At 38.7% G+C, this 18,785-nt stretch carries 13 protein-coding genes; 10 read left to right on the top strand and 3 right to left on the bottom strand.

Translation table 11 applies throughout. The features are described from left to right. Positions 1 to 55: 55 nt before the first annotated feature. From hisS to RWU19_RS05170, 4 genes are all read left to right on the top strand, one after another. Positions 56 to 1,348, top strand: coding sequence for a histidine--tRNA ligase (hisS, locus tag RWU19_RS05185; RefSeq protein ID WP_002291383.1), 1,293 nt, complete (start codon positions 56 to 58; stop codon positions 1,346 to 1,348). Positions 1,349 to 1,361: 13 nt separating this feature from the next. Continuing rightward, positions 1,362 to 3,131, top strand: a complete 1,770-nt coding sequence (gene aspS / locus RWU19_RS05180; protein WP_123838216.1) for an aspartate--tRNA ligase — start codon at positions 1,362 to 1,364, stop codon at positions 3,129 to 3,131. 108 nt (positions 3,132 to 3,239) lie between these two features. Beyond that, positions 3,240 to 4,115, top strand: coding sequence for a YitT family protein (locus tag RWU19_RS05175; RefSeq protein WP_002291388.1), 876 nt, complete (start codon positions 3,240 to 3,242; stop codon positions 4,113 to 4,115). A gap of 266 nt (positions 4,116 to 4,381) precedes the next feature. Beyond that, positions 4,382 to 6,265: an acyltransferase family protein gene (locus RWU19_RS05170; RefSeq protein ID WP_002314148.1), complete on the top strand. Its 1,884-nt coding sequence runs from the start codon at positions 4,382 to 4,384 to the stop codon at positions 6,263 to 6,265. Positions 6,266 to 6,333: 68 nt separating this feature from the next. Here RWU19_RS05170 and RWU19_RS05165 read toward each other — a convergent pair whose 3' ends face one another. Then, positions 6,334 to 6,618, bottom strand: coding sequence for a GIY-YIG nuclease family protein (locus RWU19_RS05165; RefSeq protein ID WP_123838215.1), 285 nt, complete (start codon positions 6,616 to 6,618; stop codon positions 6,334 to 6,336). Next, positions 6,608 to 7,342 carry a tRNA1(Val) (adenine(37)-N6)-methyltransferase gene (locus tag RWU19_RS05160; RefSeq protein ID WP_002328908.1) on the bottom strand — a complete coding sequence of 245 codons (735 nt, stop codon included), beginning with the start codon at positions 7,340 to 7,342 and terminating at the stop codon, positions 6,608 to 6,610. Before RWU19_RS05160 ends, RWU19_RS05165 begins: the two co-directional genes overlap by 11 nt. 128 nt (positions 7,343 to 7,470) lie before the next feature. Between RWU19_RS05160 and RWU19_RS05155 the strand changes: the two genes are divergently transcribed. The 4 genes from RWU19_RS05155 (at position 7,471) to RWU19_RS05140 (ending at position 15,751) form a co-directional block, all read left to right on the top strand. Beyond that, the gene (locus RWU19_RS05155; protein WP_002309961.1) at positions 7,471 to 8,094 is read left to right on the top strand and encodes a lysophospholipid acyltransferase family protein; all 624 of its coding nucleotides are present in this window, start codon (positions 7,471 to 7,473) and stop codon (positions 8,092 to 8,094) included. Positions 8,095 to 8,281: 187 nt separating this feature from the next. Then, complete coding sequence (locus RWU19_RS05150) at positions 8,282 to 9,403, top strand: exonuclease SbcCD subunit D (protein WP_002315649.1); 1,122 nt, start codon at positions 8,282 to 8,284, stop codon at positions 9,401 to 9,403. Positions 9,404 to 9,409: 6 nt separating this feature from the next. Beyond that, positions 9,410 to 12,538: an AAA family ATPase gene (locus tag RWU19_RS05145; RefSeq protein WP_123838214.1), complete on the top strand. Its 3,129-nt coding sequence runs from the start codon at positions 9,410 to 9,412 to the stop codon at positions 12,536 to 12,538. Between the two features lie 18 nt (positions 12,539 to 12,556). Beyond that, on the top strand, positions 12,557 to 15,751 hold the full coding sequence (locus RWU19_RS05140; RefSeq protein WP_123838213.1) for a DEAD/DEAH box helicase: 3,195 nt from the start codon (positions 12,557 to 12,559) through the stop codon (positions 15,749 to 15,751). Positions 15,752 to 15,896: 145 nt separating this feature from the next. Here the strand turns inward: RWU19_RS05140 and RWU19_RS05135 are convergent, their stop codons facing one another. Then, positions 15,897 to 16,604 carry an HAD family hydrolase gene (locus RWU19_RS05135; protein WP_002309968.1) on the bottom strand — a complete coding sequence of 236 codons (708 nt, stop codon included), beginning with the start codon at positions 16,602 to 16,604 and terminating at the stop codon, positions 15,897 to 15,899. Between the two features lie 764 nt (positions 16,605 to 17,368). Between RWU19_RS05135 and spxA the strand changes: the two genes are divergently transcribed. Then, positions 17,369 to 17,767 (top strand): transcriptional regulator SpxA, encoded by a 399-nt coding sequence (gene spxA / locus RWU19_RS05130; RefSeq protein WP_002296384.1) that lies wholly within the window; start codon positions 17,369 to 17,371, stop codon positions 17,765 to 17,767. A 330-nt stretch (positions 17,768 to 18,097) separates the two neighbouring features. Beyond that, on the top strand, positions 18,098 to 18,751 hold the full coding sequence (locus RWU19_RS05125; RefSeq protein ID WP_002315653.1) for an adaptor protein MecA: 654 nt from the start codon (positions 18,098 to 18,100) through the stop codon (positions 18,749 to 18,751). Positions 18,752 to 18,785: the final 34 nt, after the last annotated feature.

Here is an 18,785-nt window from a genome sequence, read left to right as displayed (position 1 = left end):
ATGATGAACAAGGGTGATTTTTTTATTTACATAGCTAAGAAAGGGAGAGAAAACTATGAGTTTCCAAAGACCAAAAGGAACAAATGATATTTTGCCAGGCGAATCAGAAAAATGGCAGTTTGTCGAAGAAACAGCACGTTTATTGTTCAGAGATTATCAGTATAATGAAATGCGTACACCGATTTTTGAACATTATGAAGTGATATCCCGCAGTGTAGGTGATACGACGGATATCGTTTCAAAAGAGATGTATGATTTTTATGACAAAGGGGAACGTCATGTGACGCTTCGACCAGAAGGTACAGCGCCAATCGTTCGTTCTTTTGTTGAGCATAAATTATTCGGTCCAGAGTATGCAAAACCGTTCAAAACTTTTTATATGGGACCAATGTTTCGCTACGAACGTCCGCAAAAAGGACGGTTACGTCAATTCCATCAGATCGGAGTAGAAGCATTTGGATCAGAGAATCCTGCAACAGATGTGGAGAGCATGGTGATGGCACTCGATTTCTTCAAACAGTTGGGAATCACGCAAATCCGTCTAGTCATCAATTCATTGGGTGATAAAGACACACGTCAAGCCTATCGTCAAGCATTAATCGATTATCTTTTACCTTTTGAAGCAGAGTTGAGTGAAGACTCTAAACGCCGTCTTCACGAAAATCCATTGCGTGTGTTGGATAGTAAGGACAAACGAGATCAAAAATTTGTAGCAGATGCGCCATCTATCTTAGATTATTTAAGCGAACCTGCTCAAAAACATTTTGATACCGTTGTTTCCATGCTGGATGCATTGGCTGTTCCTTATGAAATCGACAGTAACATGGTTCGCGGATTAGATTACTATACGCATACGATTTTTGAAATCATGAGTGACGCACCGAAAATGGGGGCACAAGCAACGATTTGCGCAGGCGGACGTTATGACAATCTAGTGGAAGAACTGGGTGGTCCTTCAACACCTGGCTTTGGATTTGCAATGGGTATCGAGCGATTACTCTTGACTATGGAGGCAGAGGAAGTAGTTATCCCTGCATTTAATGAGTTAGATGCTTATGTGGTCGCACTCGGAGACGAAACAAATATCGAAGCATTGAAAGTGGTCCAAGCGATTCGAAACTTCGGTTTTTCAGCTGACCGCGACTTCATGAACCGTAAAGCAAAAGCACAATTTAAGACAGCAGATAAAGCGAATGCCAAATTAGTATTGGTGATCGGTGAAGATGAGCTTGCTAGCCAAACGATCAATGTCAAAGCAATGGCAAGCCGAAAAGAAAAAAGTTTTCCATTAGAAGAAATATATGAGCATTTTGATGAAGTCTATGATGAAATGACTTTATTCGAGTAGGAGGAAAAAAGAAATGGCACAAAGAACGATTTATTGCGGATTAGTTTCCGAACAACAATTAGAACAAACAGTTACATTAAAAGGATGGGTACAAAAAAGACGAGACCTTGGGGGAGTAATCTTTATCGATCTACGTGATCGCGAAGGAATCGTTCAAATCGTCTTCAATCCTGAAATCAACAAAGAAGCATGGGAAATCGCAGATAAATGCCGCAGTGAATACGTGATCGAAGTAACTGGGGTAGTCAGAAGACGCGGTGAAAATGCAGTAAATCCTAAAATGGCCACTGGTGAATTTGAAGTGATTGCAAGTGAAATCGTGATTTTGAATCAAGCAAAAACACCGCCATTTCAAATTGAAGATGATCAAGCAATCAGTGACGAAATACGTTTGAAATATCGTTATTTGGATCTGCGACGTCCCAAAATGACTAAAAACATCAAATTGAGAAATGCGACAACAAAAGCGATTCGTCATTATTTAGACGATAATGACTTTCTAGATATTGAAACACCTTACCTAGGAAAATCTACACCAGAAGGCGCAAGAGACTACTTAGTTCCTTCACGTGTCCATGCTGGACATTTCTATGCGTTGCCGCAATCTCCTCAACTGTTCAAACAATTGCTGATGAATGCTGGGTTCGACCGTTATTATCAAATCGTTCGTTGTTTCCGTGACGAAGATTTACGTGGAGATCGTCAGCCTGAATTTACGCAAGTAGATATTGAAACAACGTTCCTAACAGCAGAAGAAATCCAAACCTACACAGAGGGATTGATTGCGAAGGTAATGAAAGAAGTTCGCGGCATCGAAGTCGCATTGCCATTTCCCCGTATGACCTATGATGAAGCAATGGCTCGCTACGGCAGCGACAAACCGGATACACGTTTTGAAATGGAATTGATCGATCTAAGCGAAACAGTCAAAGAAGTAGAATTCAAAGTCTTCCAAATGGCTCTTGAAAACGGCGGAGTCGTGAAAGCATTGAATGCGAAGGGCGCTGCAGATCGCTACTCACGAAAAGATATGGATCAGTTAGGACAATATGTAGGGCAATTCGGAGCTAAGGGACTTGCATGGCTGAAAGTGGAAGAAGACGGTCTGAAAGGCCCGATTGCTAAATTCATGGGAGAAGCAACAGAAGCAATCATCAAAGCAACAGATGCAGAACCAGGTGACTTGCTGATGTTTGGCGCAGATAAAAGTGAAATCGTCGCTGCTGCATTAGGGGCTATCCGAACACGTTTAGGAAAAGAATTAGAACTAATCGATGAATCCAAATTCAATTTTTTATGGGTAACTGATTGGCCTCAATTTGAATTTTCAGAAGAAGAAGGTCGATATGTCTCTGCTCACCATCCATTCACGATGCCAAAAGCAGAAGATATCCCATTACTAGCTGAAGACCCTGCAAAAGTCTATGCAGAAGCTTATGATATCGTCTTGAACGGTTATGAACTAGGTGGAGGTTCTATCCGGATCCATACTCGGGAACTTCAAGAAAAAGTGTTGAAAACTTTAGGCTTTACAAAAGAACAAATGGAAGAACAATTTGGTTTCTTGCTAACAGCTTTAGATTACGGATTCCCTCCACATGGCGGCATTGCATTAGGATTGGATCGTTTTGCAATGTTATTAGCAGGGGAAGACAATATTCGTGAAGTCATTGCCTTTCCTAAAAACGGAAAAGCAGCCGATGTGATGAGTGATGCACCAAGTATGGTTTCACCTTTACAATTGTTCGAATTGAATATTGATGTAACCAATATAGAAGAATAGCCGATAAAAAGGCAAAAAGGATTTGTCGAATCTGCTTCTTTTGGCAACCTTGATTTAATTGAAAAACACTTTATAATGAAGCCATAACATATAAAGCGGGGCTTTTCCATGAAAAAAACATTCGAAAATTGGGCTTACCATGATTACACGACCAAACTTTCGGTATCAATCGTTTATGCGTTGATCGCATCTGTCGCATTGAATTTCTTTTATCAACCAGGACATATTTATTCAAGTGGTATTACTGGCCTGGCTCAGATTTTGACGACTTTGTCAAAATCACTCATAGGGTTCGAGGTGCCGGTATCAACCACTTTGTATTTACTGAATATACCTTTGTTCGTCTTGGCGTGGTTCAAAATCGGGAAGAAGTTTACAATTTTCACTTTTATCACAGTCACTTTGACCTCTCTTTGTATCCATATTTTACCGGAAACAGTCTTATCTACCGATCCAATCATTTGTGCGTTGTTTGGTGGGGCTGTGATGGGACTAGGGATTGGGCTAGCGTTGAGAAATGGCCTATCATCGGGTGGTCTAGATATCGTGAGTATCACGATTCGTAAAAAAACAGGAAAGTCGATTGGTTCTATCTCGATCTACTTCAATGCATTGATCGTTTTTGTTGCTGGGATTCTATTTGGCTGGCAATATATGTTTTACAGTACGTTGTCTATTTTCGTCAGTGGAAAAGTAACTGATGTCGTTTATACTAAACAAAAGAAAATGCAGGTAATGATCGTAACGAAACATCCAGAAAAAGTAGTGAATGAAATCCAAAACTGTATGCGTAGAGGAATCACGATCATCAATGAAGCAGAAGGTGCTTATAAACATGATAAGCAGACAGTATTGATGACGATCGTTACACGTTACGAACTGCCTCTACTCAGAGAAGCGATGAAAGCTTCTGATCCGCAAGCTTTTGTAAGTATCGCGGAAAATGTCCAGATACTTGGGCGTTTCTACGAGGATGGCATTTAGATCGAGTTTGACAAAAATTCATGAAATACTACTGTAGACAGACATTCGTTTGTCTGCAGTTTTTTTCTACCAAAGGACGGATCAGCAAATAGAAACTACTTTTTTATTTGAAATTTTCTTAAAGTTGAAAAAAAGCATGTTTATTTTTTAAAATTTATGGGATGATAGAAAAAAATAGTAGAGAAAGGACACGATTCTACTTGCTATTTTCACTTAATACCCGTATATTACGAATGAAAAAAGTTTATGAAAAGTTGGAATATTGAATGGAAAAACAAAAAAGGTTAAAAAACAGCCGCTACATCACTGGGTTTGATGGGCTCCGTTCATTAGCTGTGGTTGGTGTTATCTTCTATCACCTTCTGCCAACTAGTATGAAAGGCGGCTATTTGGGCGTTCCGATTTTTTTCGTCGTATCTGGTTATCTGATCACGGATCTGCTAAGGCAGGAATGGGAACAAAATGGAAAAATCAATATTTGGCAATTTTATGTCAGAAGAATGAAGAGACTCTATCCGGCACTCGTTTTTATGCTTGTTACAGCTTCGGCTTATATCACCTTGTTCCAGCGAGGATTGTTGAATAATCTTCGAGGAGTTGTCGTCAGCAGCTTACTGTATGTCAACAATTGGTGGCAAATCAATAACGGTTTATCTTATTTCGACCGATTTGCTAATGAATCACCGTTTACACATATCTGGTCTTTAGCGGTAGAAGGTCAAAACTATTTGGTTTGGCCAATCTTGTTTGTATTGTTGATGGTATTTGTTCGTAAAAGAAAATGGATCTTTTATACCGTGTTAGGTACATCTTTCCTCTCTGCAATCTTGATGATGATTTTGTATACACCAGGGGGCGATCCAACCCGTGTTTATTATGGAACGGACACCCGGCTGTTTTCTATATGGTTGGGAAGTGCGCTCGCTTTTGTTTGGCCAAGTACTCGTTTGAAGAAAAACATCCCGAAACAAGCAAAAAGTATCCTGAATATCGCTGGAGGAATCTCACTGCTGGCACTGATTCTTTGCTTCTTCTTTTTAGATGATCATTACAATTTCATCTATTATGGAGGGATGCTTCTAGTGAGTCTGTTATGCGTAGTACTAGTTGCAGTGACAGCACATCCTGGAGCAAGCTTGAATCGTTGGCTGACAAATCCAGTATTTACTTGGATTGGCAAACGAAGCTACGGGATTTATCTGTATCAGTTTCCAGTTATGATTTTTTATGAAGCAAAAGTGACTGATATTGCTGATCATGTTCTGTTCCATACTTTAGTGGAAATCACATTGATTTTAATCATCAGTGAACTTTCTTATCGATATGTGGAACGTCCGCTAGCACGTTTTGACTATGGTCGTACATTCCAAGTGATGAAAGGATGGTTCAGCAAACCAATCATCAGTAAGAGCAAACCATGGGTCGTTCCAGGCACATTACTTGTAGCAATTGCATTCGTTGGTTTCGTTACGGCACCGAAAAATGCTGTAACGGCCGATCAAAAACAATTGCAGGCAAAGATCGCTGAAAGTAAAAAATTAGCAGAAGAAACCAGAAACAATTCAGAAAATACCACTAGTTCAGTTGACCAAGCGATTCTTGATAAGTACGAGTTGTCTAAGGCCCAAGGAAACAAGGCACAAAAATTAGAGCTAACGGCATTTGGTGATTCAGTTATGCTAGATGCTGCAACTGATCTACAAGAGCTTTATCCAAAAGTAGTGGTAGATGGCGATGTGGGGCGACAATTATACGCCAGTGTACCGTATATTGAAAAATTAAAGGAACAAGATTTATTGAAAGACACTGTTCTAATTGGATTAGGAACGAACGGCTCATTCTCTGAAGCTCAGTTTGATAGCGTGATGGATGCAATCGGTGATCGAAAAGTATACTGGGTCAATGTCCGAGTACCGACGAAACGTTGGCAAAATGACGTGAATGCGATGCTTGAACAGATGACGAAAAAATACGACAATATGACGCTGATTGATTGGTATAGCTACAGTAATGACCACAGTGACTGGTTTTATGATGATCAAGTCCATCCAAATCCTGAAGGGATGACACATTACATTCACTTAGTCAGCGAAGCCTTGCTAGGAGGAAGTTCAAGTACGAACAGCAGCGAGACAAACGTATCAGAATAATAGCTACAAAAAACTTCAGGCAAAAACAGTTGTTTTTGCCTGAAGTTTTTTTATCGTGTTTTTAACAGTCATCTATTTTCAGGAAGCAAAACGGTTGAGTGTGTCTTCAAATAATGTTCTTTTTGTTTTCGGTTGAGTTTTTTGAATGCAGCTTCTGCTTTTGTTGCTTCGCTTCTTGAAGAAAATACTTCTGCATGGATCATCTTAACAGGTCTTCTTTTTTGAAGACGTGTATATTTAGCGCCAGTACCATTGTTATGTTCCCCTAGTCTCCTAGAAAGGTCTGTTGTGTACCCACCGTAAAATGTCTGATCTTTACAGAATAATACGTAAAAATAATGTTTATTTGCCATAGAGCATCTCACGAATCTCTGCTGTGTATTCCCCGTCTGCATCGTAAGTGATCAATGGCGGAGCGACTTTGAATCCATCTAATTTACCATCTTTGATTCCTTCAACTAACAAAATATTTGCCTCTTTTCCAGCTTTTGGGTAAACAAATTGGATCCGTTTAGGTGCAATCCGATGATTTTGCATAATTTGGATGATCTCTAAGAATCGTTCAGGTCGATGGACCATAGCGAAACGCCCATTTGTTTTTAGTAACTTACTTGAATTGTCGATCACTTCTTCTAATGTTGTATGGATTTCATGACGGGCGATTGCTAGGTGTTTATTAGGGTTCGTTTTATTTGTTGGCAGCCCTTTGAAATAAGGTGGATTGCAGACGACTAAGTCACAAGAATTATGCCGAACGACGGATAAGCTGTCTTTCAGATCGATGGTGTGGACTGTCATCTGTTCATCTAGATGGTTCAGCGCGATGCTGCGTCTTGCCATGTCTGCTAGGCGAGGCTGAAGTTCGATAGCATCAATAGCTGCTTGAGTTCGTTTGCTTAAAAACAGGCCAACTGCACCATTACCTGCGCAAAGGTCAACAATCTGTCCTTTTTTAGGCACACGAGAGAAGTGAGCAAGTAGCACAGCATCTAAAGAAAAAGAAAATACTTGGGAACTTTGGATAATTTTGATATCTTCTGCGTATAATTGGTCGATTCGTTCATCTTCGTGAAGCATGGATTCCCTCCAAAATGAAAAAAATAGTCGTTTGTATTATACTATTTTTATTAAAAAGAACCAAGGTGGCTTGTCAAACCTCTGTTTTTTATGCATACTATGACCATAAGAAGGGAAAGGAAGAGACTATGTTTTATCGATTTATGCGAGGGGTAGTTCGAGTACTATTAGCTTTAGTCAATGGAAATGCCCGTTATGAGAATAAAGAAGTATTACCGCAAGATGAGAATTACATACTAGTTGCCCCCCATCGTACTTGGTGGGACCCATTATATCTAGCGGTAGCTGCAGCACCGAAGGAATTCAGCTTTATGGCAAAAGAAGAACTGTTCAAAAATCCGGTTCTGCGATTTATATTAACTCGATCCAATGCTTTTCCAGTTAAAAGAGAGAATCCAGGACCAAGTGTCATTAAAACACCTGTAAAGATTTTAAAATCGACAAATTTGAGTTTAATCATGTTCCCCAGTGGGACAAGGCATGCTACAGAACTTAAAGGCGGGATGGCGTTGATTTCCAGAATGTCTAAAGCGAAAATCGTGCCAGCCGTATACCAAGGTCCACTGACACTTGGGGATTTGTTCAAGCGTAAGAGAGTGACAGTGCGTTTCGGTGAACCAATCGACCTATCAGATATCAAGAAAACGGATAAAGAAGGAATGGCGGAGATCGAACGACGAACACAAGCGGCTTTTGATAAATTGGACAAAGAAGTGAACCCAGATTTCAAATATGAAATCAAAAAAAAATAAAGTGATAAGTTTAGGAGTGGGCGGTCTTTTTGAATCTCCTGTTCTGTTCAGACTTTTCGATGAAAAACGAGGGAGAGACGTCAAGTCTGCCCTCTTTTTGCTTTCCAACGTGCAAAATAGAAGACGGGTGTCATGTAATGGATCAAAGTGTTATAATGATTAGAAGGACATTTTTTGGGGTGATTGGATGCGTTTTTTACATACAGCCGATTGGCATATCGGAAAAAAACTACAAGGTTATGACTTGATTGAAGACCAACGTCATGTATTATCTTCTATACTGAATATCGCGAAAGAAGAAAAAGTAGAGGCAATCGTGATTGCAGGAGACTTATATGATAGGAGTGTGCCGGCTGTCGATGCCGTAGCATTATACAATGAATTGATGGTTGATTGGAACTTAAAGGAAAGAATCCCAATTTTTGCTATATCAGGAAATCACGATAGCAGTACGCGACTTTCAGCTGGTACGCCATGGTTCAGTTATTCAAACTATTTTTTGCGAACGCAGCTAGCAGAAGCTTTCGAACCAGTCGAGTTTAACAACATACAATTTTTCTTTCTTCCTTACTTTGAACCAATTGCAGCCAGATTATATTTTGAAGATGACAGTATCCGCACGATCCAGCAAGCGGTAGCAAAAGTGATAGATAAAATGGAAGAGCTGTTCGATTCAGGGAAAAAACACGTATTGATTAGCCATTTTTTTGTAATGGGAAGTGTAAAATCTGATTCGGAAACGAAAATCGAAGTAGGGGGTCTGGATTCGATCCCAGGCGAACTGCTTGCACCGTTTGATTATGTAGCACTAGGACATTTGCATAATCAAGCTGCTTTAAGGCAAGATAATGCTCGCTACAGTGGCTCGCCGTTGAAATTTTCTCTATCTGAGATCAACCAGAAAAAAGGTGTATGGATCGTTGATCTGGCAACAGACCTAGAGTTGAATTTTAGGGAGATCGAACCACTGCATGATATTGAAGAAATAACAGCAAGTTTTAAAGAATTGTTGGATCCTGCCTTCTATCAGTCCGTCAATCGGGAAAATTATATCCATATCTATCTCACGGACAGAACGATTATCCCGAATATGATGAACCAGCTTCGGCAAATATATCCTCGTATTTTGGGGATTGAACGGGCAAACGGCCGAGCAGAACAAACAAAGCGCAAACGAAAAGTACTAGAAATGAAAGATCCTCAAAAATTAGCAGAAGCATTTTTTAGTGAAATGACGGAAGAACAGCTAACGGCAAACCAAGAAAAATGGCTCGGAGAAACGTTGCAAGAAATCATGGAAATGGAATGATCAAGAATGAAACCGAAAAAATTAAAACTTAAAAATTTTGGTCCTTTTATCAATGAGACCGTTGATTTTTCACGATTGACAGAAGCACCGCTTTTTTTGATCAGCGGGAAGACTGGAGCAGGAAAAACGACGATTTTTGATGGGATCACTTTCGCACTTTTTGGTGAAACTTCCGGAAGACTTCGTTCTGGAAAAGAGATGCGTTCCTTGTTTGCTACACCAGAAGAAGAAACAAGCGTGACTTTTTCTTTTGAACATCAGCAGATGAACTATGAAATCGAACGAAAACCAGAACAAGTTTTAGCGAAACGAAAAGGAAACGGAACAAAAAAACAGGCAGCTAAAGTAACGTTGACCATTTTTGATGGGAAAGGAAAAGAAATAAAACAAATCACAAAACGTACAGAAGCAGACCAGTTGATCAGAGAACTGATGAATCTCGATGCGAAACAGTTTTCCCAAATCGTTTTACTGCCCCAAGGAGAATTCCGTAATTTTTTGGTTTCATCAAGCAGTGAGAAAGAGACTGTTTTACGTCATTTGTTCGGTACTCAGCTTTTCCAACAGTTTAATGAGCGATTAAAGGAAAAAGCAAAGCAACAGCAACAAAAACTAGATCATTTAGAGCAAGAACTTCATCTTTTGCAAAAAAGATTTGTTTTAGTCAAAGAAGAGGAAGCAGCAGCAGGGTTTGAAGCCGTTCTTTCCCAATGGACAAACCATCAGGCCATACTAGAAAAACAAATCACTGAAGAAAAAGAAGTTTTAGCAGACTATCAGGAGAAACAGAAACAATTAGAAAATTCCTACTATCGTTTTGAAACCTTGAAAAAAAGCTATGAAGAAAAAGCGACATTACTAAATAAGCAAAAGAAATTAGCCGCTCAAAAAGACGAAATAGAGGAAAAGAAACGATGGATTGGGTATTATGAATTTACACAACGCTTAATTGAACCAATCCAGCACCTGAAAGAAATAAAAGCTGAAAAAATAGAACTGTCACAAAAAAGCAGTGAACAAACAAAGAAACTAGCGATGACTACGCAGCATTATGAAGAGTGGCAAAAAAATGAAACAGACCGCATACATCGGCAAAAAAAAATCAAAGAAGCTGCTCAACAATTGCAAAACAAACAGATGATGGTACCGATTGTCGAAGCCTTGCGTAGTAAAAAACAAGAAGCAGAACAATTAAAACATTCATTAGATAAAGAAGAAACGAACGCCGAAAAGCTACATCAAAAACAGGCTATTTATCAGGAAAGAACTCGAATTCTTCAAGAAATCTTATTGGATCAGGAAAAACTGCAGGAAGATCGTCTTGCTTTTGGACAGTTAAAACATCTAGATGAAAAACAGCAGGAAATAGAACAACAAAAAACAAAAAGCATCGAATCACTCGAACAGATAAGAGAAGAGCTCAAAAAAGCAGCCGAAGAAACAACAAAAAATAATCAGCGATTGAAACAACAGATAGAACAAGCAGAACAGCTGAAAAGCCAATGGGCAAAGCAGCAAATTGCTCGTCTTCAGCTTTTTTTGCGTCCGGGGGAACCATGTCTGGTTTGTGGGTCGACAGAACATCCCGTACAACAATCAAAACATGAACAGCCAAATAAAGAAGATATCTTGAAAGTAGAGCAACAACTGGCAGAAGCTGAGTCAGCTGTAGAAAGAACCCAGCAAATCATTGCCAAAAATGAAGCATATGAAAATAATCTTCAACAGCAATTATCTGATTTAGAACAAAAAATCATGGAAACGAATATACAACTAGCTGGACAAGAAAAACACTTACAACAGGCTTTGCAACAGGCATTTCCTGCGATAACAGAACAAAAAACAACAATTGCTCTTACAGTAATCGAACAATCTTTAGATAAACGAAAAAGCAAGATAGCCAATGCAAGAGCAGAGCTGGAAGAAATAAGCCAACAAGTAGAAAAGCTTGAGCAGCAATTAGCTGACTACAAGCAGCAACAGACAGCAAAAAATAATCAGCTTCAACAACTGCAAGGCGAAATCAAAAGTTTAGAAAAACAATTACAAGATACGGATAGCAACTGTTTAGAAGAAGAGATACGACAACTTGAAAAACAGTTAGAAGAAGACTCAAACCAACTCGCTGCTGAGCAGAAAGCAGGAATGCATTTGTTGCAAGATCTGCATATGCTTCGGACACAACTTGATCTTCAACAGGAACAAATAGAAAAAATAGATGAAAAAATAGAAAAAGAACAGCAAAGAATAGCTGAAAAGCTGGAAAGCCAATCGTATTTTTCAACAACTGAGGAAGTCTGTGCATTCGCACAACAGCAAGCACAATACGAAGAGAACCAGCGCATAATCACTACTTATCATGAAGCACAATTAGTGACAGCTGACCGACTACGTCAATTAGAAAATATCCAGCTGACGGAGATAGTTCCAGATACAGAAGAGATCAGCCAGCAATTGGAAGAGATAAGAGAGATGATCGAAACAAAGCAAGAAAAGATATACAGTTTACAAGAACAAAAAATCAATAACCAGAAAATCTACGATGAATGTCTTTCGATTTATCACACAAGCCAGACGCAATTAGATGAACTTACGCAATTACAGCAGCTTTCGCAAACATTCAACGGAGAAAATCCTAAGAAGACTAGTTTAGAACGGTATGTGCTTCAAGTTTATCTACAAGAAGTGTTACAAGTAGCAAATGATCATCTCCAACGTTTAACGAAAAATCGTTATCAGTTTGAACTAGCGGATACGATCGGCAGTTATCGAGGGAAAACCGGATTAGAAATCAATATCTATGATGATCAGGCAGGCATGTCTCGAAGCGCGCATACGCTGTCTGGCGGTGAAAGTTTTATTGCAGCACTTTCTTTAGCATTAGCCCTTGCGGATGTGATTCAGACACAAGCTGGTGGGGTAGCAATCGATGCATTGTTTATTGATGAAGGTTTTGGGTCATTAGATGAAGAAGCTTTGGAAATGGCGATGGAAGCTTTAGAAACGATTGAAAGTGAAGGAAGAATGATCGGGATCATTAGCCATGTAAGAGAATTGAAAGAACGAGTATTACAGCAAATAAGAATTGATACAGAAGGTAGCGGACAAAGCAAAATACGCTATCAACTTGGATAAAAAGGGAGATTGGTAACTATGAAATGGAGTATTCCGGAAAAAGTCATTGCACGTGGGCGTCAATACTTGCAAGAAGGCCGAGTGTTATCGGTTGTCCCTGACCAAGAAGAAAACGTGTGGCATGCAGAAGTCTTGGGCAGTGAATTGTATATGGTTGATTTGGATGGGACAGCAAAAGAGATAGATTACTGCCAATGTCCATATTGGGAGGAACATAAATATTGTAAGCATACAGTTGCTGTGGAACTTTACTTACGGTCGAAAAATCTATCTCGTATCATGAAAAAAGACCAGCCGATGTTAGAACCGGTAAAAACAACAAGTGAAGGAGAAATCATTGCAAAAGGTTTTTCTCGTCTAAAAATACAAAAAAATCCTCAAGCGGTGCAACCCTTGATTATTGAATACCAAGTAGAAACGATTGAGACAAATCAGTATCATCCAGAGCTTTCTATTTTGGCGCTTTACTTACGTATCGGTTCTTTGGCATCGCCGAAAAAAACATATATCGTAAAAAACATCTATGATTTTTTACAGGCTTACACAGAAAAAGAAACCTACACAGTCAATAAGCAGTATCAGTTTCGTCTAGATAAACGGGCTTTTCAAAAAGAAGATCAAAAAATACTCGCTCATCTTGCAGGAAGTGCCCAAACGCATCAATTATTAGGCACGAATGGCTTGCAAGTCAAAGGGAAACTAGACAAAAGATACCTGCTTCTCCCAGTAGAACAAGCCCGCTTCCTACTAGAACAGATGAATCAGACGACACGTTTGCATCTGCAGATAAATGAACAAAACGATCAAGGAATCCAATTTTCCGATCAAAACAAGCCTTTATCATTCAAAGTGGAAAAACAGGGAGAAGACTATTTATTGCAAGCATTGAATGATTTTGATTTTTTCTTTATGCATTATCAGTGGGGGCTTATCCAGGGAGTATTCTATGCTCTAACGAAGCATCAACAAACAGTTTATCAAACTTGGAAACAATTGATTCGCCGATTGGAGAAACCAGAAGTAGTATTCAAGAAAAAAGAACTACCGGCCTTGTTTAAAGAAATCATTCCTCTTCTTTCGGAGATCGGAGACGTAGTGGTTGCCTCTGAAGTAGAAAAGGAAGTAGCAGATATTCCAGTCGAATTTATTTTCTTTTTTCGAAAAGCCAAAGGAAAAATCCAAGCTCGAGTCGATTTCGTCTATGGCGAAGTCATCTATTCGACCGATCCAAAACATGAGGTCTCGGCCAATCAGGACTTTCAGGTGCTGCGTGACAGAGCTGAAGAAAAACGAGTCCTTGATTTATTCAGGATGTATCGCTACCAGAAAAATGAAACTGGCTATGAGCGTCCATTGCCAAGCGGGGAGGAACTATATGCCTTTTTCCGTACAGAACTATCTGTCTTCCGTCAGTTTGGTGAAGTCAGACTTGGCAGAAAGTTGCGGGAGTTGTATTTAGATGCGCATAAACATCAACCGCAAATCGAAGTAACCGAGACTGGTTCATGGCTTGATATTCGGTTCGACGTATCGGGGATAGAAGAGCAAGAGATTGATCATGTACTGCAAAGCTTGTTGCGAAATGATGCTTTTTATACATTGGAAAATGGACAGGTTCTTTCTTTTGATTCAGAGGAATTCCAACAAACAAGTCAAGTATTGCAACAATTACGAGAGTCAATACGTTCAGAAGAAGGGACGATCCATGTACCTAAGAATCAAGGACTGATCATTCAAAATCAATTGGAAAAAAGCAATGCTACTTTTAGCGAATCGTTTCAAACGATGGTCCAAGATCTCATTCATCCAGAAGGGTATCAGGCGCAACTTCCCAAAGGATTGAATGCAAAGATGAGAGAGTATCAGAAGCAAGGGTTCCGATGGTTGAAGATGTTAGGCCATTATCAGTTTGGCGGTATCTTAGCCGATGAAATGGGACTTGGGAAAACACTGCAGACGATTGCCTTTTTACTTTCGGAAAAAGAAGAACGGGAAAGCTTTTCTGCTTTGATCGTAGCGCCGGCCAGCTTAATCTACAACTGGCAGGCAGAGGTAAAAAAATTCGCTCCTTCTTTGAGTATCCAAGTAATCAATGGGAATAAAAAAGAACGGGAAGAATTGCTGGCTAAAGACACAGATATTCGAGTGACCTCTTATGCCAGTTTGAGACAAGATTTAGCTGATTACCAATCACAAAAAATTGATTATTTGATCCTTGATGAGGCGCAAATGGTCAAAAATAGTAGTACGAAAACTGCTCAAGCATTGAGAGAATTAGCTGTGCCTCAGCGATTTGCATTAAGTGGGACACCAATCGAGAATAATTTAGAAGAATTGTGGTCATTGTTTGCAACAATCATGCCAGGATTTTTCCCAACCAAAACAAAATTCAGAGAACTTGCCGCAGAAGAAATTGCGCAAATGATCCGACCGTTCATTTTACGGCGAGATAAACAAACTGTGTTGAAAGACTTACCAGAAAAAACAGAAATGAATCTATATTCTGCACTGACAGAAGAACAAAAGACCGTTTATTTAGCTTACTTGCGTCAAATGCGTGAAGAAATCTCGTCAATGGATTCTGAAGCATTCAAGAAAAACCGGATCGGGATACTAGCAGGTCTGACAAGGTTGCGTCAAATTTGTTGCGATCCTCGTCTGTTTATTGAAGATTACCAAGGCGGTTCTGGCAAACTCGAACAAGTAAAAGATCTATTAGTCGCTGCCAAAGAGAACAAACGCAGAGTTCTGCTGTTTTCTCAATTTACAGGTATGCTTACTATCTTACAAGAAGAGTTAGCCGAGCTGGGGATCTCAACATTTTATTTAAGAGGCAGTACAAAACCGCAAGATCGATTAAGTATGGTAGATGCATTTAATGCAGGCGAAAAAGATGTTTTCCTGATTTCTTTAAAGGCTGGGGGAACGGGACTGAATTTGACAGGAGCAGATACGGTCATCTTGTACGACCTTTGGTGGAACCCTGCAATTGAAGAACAAGCTGCTGGTCGTGCGCATCGAATCGGACAGAAAAATGTGGTAGAAGTGTGGCGTATGATTTCTGAAGGAACGATTGAAGAACGAATGGATTCGCTCCAACAAGAAAAACGCGAACTGTTCCAAAAAGTGATCCAAGGAAATGAAGAACAGCTGACAAAACTGACTGAAGAAGATATCCGCATGATCTTAAGTGTAGGAGAGATTGAGAAGTAAGAGATTCGAAACAATCGTTCAGTAATGGATAAGAAGATCTTTCGAAAAAAGCAGGTGTTTAGTTGATTTAAGAAATAGCAAGGAAGCTGGGTTTCCGTTTTAACCCGATTTCCTTGCTATTATTTTTTGTTTTTATTTATAGGCGTTAAGCAAAGATTGTCTTCATTGTTTCTAACAGCTGATCAAAAGAAGAAATTTCGATATCGCAAATAGGGGTCTGGTCGATTTTGCGTTCTCGATGGTTGAACCAAAGTGCTTGCCAGTCGGCACTTTTTGCACCTAAAACATCATTGTCATAATTGTCGCCAACATATAGAGTCTCTCCTGGAAGCATATGAAATTCTTTCTCAGCAAGCTGAAAAATCTCTTTTTCTGGCTTTTGGAAACCTGTTGCTTGAGAAACCAGCATGTTGTGGGAAGGAATCCAATTGTTCAATTGAAGTTGTTTTAATTTTTTTGTCTGATGGTCAGTCGGTCCATTTGTGATAATTCCTAATGGGACATTTTTTTCCTTCAAGAAGTCAAGTGTTTTTTTGACCTCCTCATGCAAACAGATATTATCAAGTTCTTCCTCGTAAATTTTTTGAAATAGGAGACCTTCTTCTTCTGTGATGTGAGGGTAGTCTAAATCTTTTAGTGATTGGCTGATTCGATGTGCTCGCATATATTCTAGCGTCCACTCTCCTGCCATTACTTTTGGAAAGTTTTCATCACTATGATGACGGAATCGGATATATAGTGGATGCATATCTTCATCTGAAACAAGCGGCACGACTCTTTTTACCGCATTTCGAAATGGCTGCTGCTGATCATACATTGTATCATCAACATCAAACACAACTGATTTAATCAAAATTTTACACGCCTTTCGGTTTTCATTGATTTTTTCACAAATCCTTGACTATTGTAACAGAAAAAATCATCTAAAAAAGCTGATAAATAAAGGTTTTTCTTACTATATTTCTGTTTCCTTGACAGAATAAGGTTTTTAGATTTCAGTTTTTTTCACTAAAAATCATGAAACACGTCAATAGGTTTGATGAACAAATTAATCATTATTGTGTAACTCGGTTGGTTTATTTTAATGCAATCTCTGAGGAATTTTCGAAAGGTTTATTTTTTTAATACAGTCTCAGTATAACTATTCAAACATAAAATAACGTTATTTAGTTTATTTGTTTATAGTAAATTTTATCTAGTAATCATTGCTTTAAAATATTGCGCTTATATAACAGAGAAAATAAGCGTTATAATAAAGAACAATATTATCTAAAATGACAAGAAACATTACTATCAAAGAAATAAAAAACATAAAAAATCTTAAGAAATCGGTTTCATTTGTGTTTTTAGATAAAATAATAGTACAGTTTTGTTTGCTGTTTCATTGTCTTCTAAAATTTGAATTAGATTTGAAAACTCTAATTTTTAAATGATGAAAAAAGCAAGAACGCTGGTTTTACTGTATATTAACCTTAGATAACTTTCATTTTTTTAAAAAAATTATGAAAAAAAGGTAGCTATTTAAAAGTTGATTATGTATAATAGAAACAGATGGGAGATTATTATGATCTTCTGTTACAAAAAAGTGATTCTTATCACGAAAAGGAGTGGTGCACGTTGTTAACATTATATACTTCCCCAAGTTGTACTTCCTGCAGAAAGGCTCGTGCGTGGTTGCAAGAACATCAGATTCCATTTGTTGAACGTAATATTTTTTCAGAACCATTGAACAGTTCTGAATTAAAAGCGATTTTACAAATGACAGAAGACGGAACAGAAGAAATCATCTCGACACGTTCCAAAGTATTCCAAAAACTGAACATGGATTTAGATGATCTGCCGTTACAAGAACTATTGGAACTTGTGCAAAACAATCCTGGATTGCTTCGCCGTCCAATCATGATTGATGATAAACGTCTACAAGTTGGTTTTAATGAAGACGAGATTCGTCGATTCCTGCCGCGCGATGTACGACAATTAGAATTGCGTCAAGCACAATTGATGGCTGGATTATAGAAGATAAAATGAAACTTGGAAAAACTATTACGAGGATAGTTTTTCCAAGTTTTTTTGTTTTTATAAATAGCGTTCTTTATTGTGGGCACAAAAAAAGGTGTGAGAGTGATCATGGTATGAAAAACAGAAGTGATTGATTAGCTAAAAAGTCGGCTATATAGTATTCATCTCCCAAAAATGTTATAGTTAAATAAGATAGCTTGAACGATTGGAAAAATCTGCTGGTTTTATTAAATTCACTTAACAGCGGGATTTTTTTTCTTTACATTTAAGCTGATTTCGCTACAATGAATCTATATTGAACATTGCGGCAAAGTGAGGTGTAGCAAAATGGAAATGGAACATATTAATGAAAATACGATCCGTGTACTGATAGGTCATGAAGATTTAGAAGAACGGGGCGTTTCATTTTTGGATTTACTTGGCAATCACAAAGAAATCGAAAATTTCTTTTATAGTATTCTGGAAGAAGTTGATATCGAAGAGGAGTTCCGAGGAAGCGAAGCTGTCACTTTCCAAGTTTTGCCAAAAGGAGACGGATTAGAACTGTTTATCAGTAAAAACCTGCCAGATGAAGAAGTTTCTCAATCAGAAGATTCTGCTGTGGATTCAGAAGACGTGAGCGAATTTCTCCGTCAGCAAATTATTGGTAGCGATCCGGAAGAAGAATTATCTGGAAGCGCCCTAGAAGAACAGGAAAGACAAGCAATTTTTGCTTTTGAAGATTTTGAGCAAGTGATCCAGCTGGCAACAGATGTTGAACTAGAGTCTGCTTGGACTGATTTGTACTTATTCGAAGAGCGTTATTACCTAGTCGTTCATTTCTGGATGGAGAATCTCAACCAAGCGGATGTAGAGAATCAGATTGCTCGGATTTTGGAGTTTGCAGAAAAGAGCGATCGTACACCAGAAACACTGAATGAGTATGGAAAGTGTCTGATGGCGCGTAATGCTATCGAGCGTACGAAATTTTATTTTGTATAAATCACCATTATAGTAAGAGCCGTATCGATCATAT

It is taken from the genome of Enterococcus sp. 2STP (genome assembly GCF_032465635.1).
GTDB classification, from domain to species: domain Bacteria; phylum Bacillota; class Bacilli; order Lactobacillales; family Enterococcaceae; genus Enterococcus_B; species Enterococcus_B lactis.
This window is presented reverse-complemented; position numbering and strand designations above follow the sequence as displayed.

Bases quoted from the DNA above. Each gene is read 5' to 3' on its own strand.
- hisS (WP_002291383.1), top strand. From the start codon at position 56: ATGAGTTTCCAAAGACCAAAAGGAACAAATGATATTTTGCCAGGCGAA.
- aspS (WP_123838216.1), top strand. From the start codon at position 1,362: ATGGCACAAAGAACGATTTATTGCGGATTAGTTTCCGAACAACAATTA.
- RWU19_RS05175 (WP_002291388.1), top strand. From the start codon at position 3,240: ATGAAAAAAACATTCGAAAATTGGGCTTACCATGATTACACGACCAAA.
- RWU19_RS05170 (WP_002314148.1), top strand. From the start codon at position 4,382: ATGGAAAAACAAAAAAGGTTAAAAAACAGCCGCTACATCACTGGGTTT.
- RWU19_RS05165 (WP_123838215.1), bottom strand. From the start codon at position 6,618: ATGGCAAATAAACATTATTTTTACGTATTATTCTGTAAAGATCAGACA.
- RWU19_RS05160 (WP_002328908.1), bottom strand. From the start codon at position 7,342: ATGCTTCACGAAGATGAACGAATCGACCAATTATACGCAGAAGATATC.
- RWU19_RS05155 (WP_002309961.1), top strand. From the start codon at position 7,471: ATGTTTTATCGATTTATGCGAGGGGTAGTTCGAGTACTATTAGCTTTA.
- RWU19_RS05150 (WP_002315649.1), top strand. From the start codon at position 8,282: ATGCGTTTTTTACATACAGCCGATTGGCATATCGGAAAAAAACTACAA.
- RWU19_RS05145 (WP_123838214.1), top strand. From the start codon at position 9,410: ATGAAACCGAAAAAATTAAAACTTAAAAATTTTGGTCCTTTTATCAAT.
- RWU19_RS05140 (WP_123838213.1), top strand. From the start codon at position 12,557: ATGAAATGGAGTATTCCGGAAAAAGTCATTGCACGTGGGCGTCAATAC.
- RWU19_RS05125 (WP_002315653.1), top strand. From the start codon at position 18,098: ATGGAAATGGAACATATTAATGAAAATACGATCCGTGTACTGATAGGT.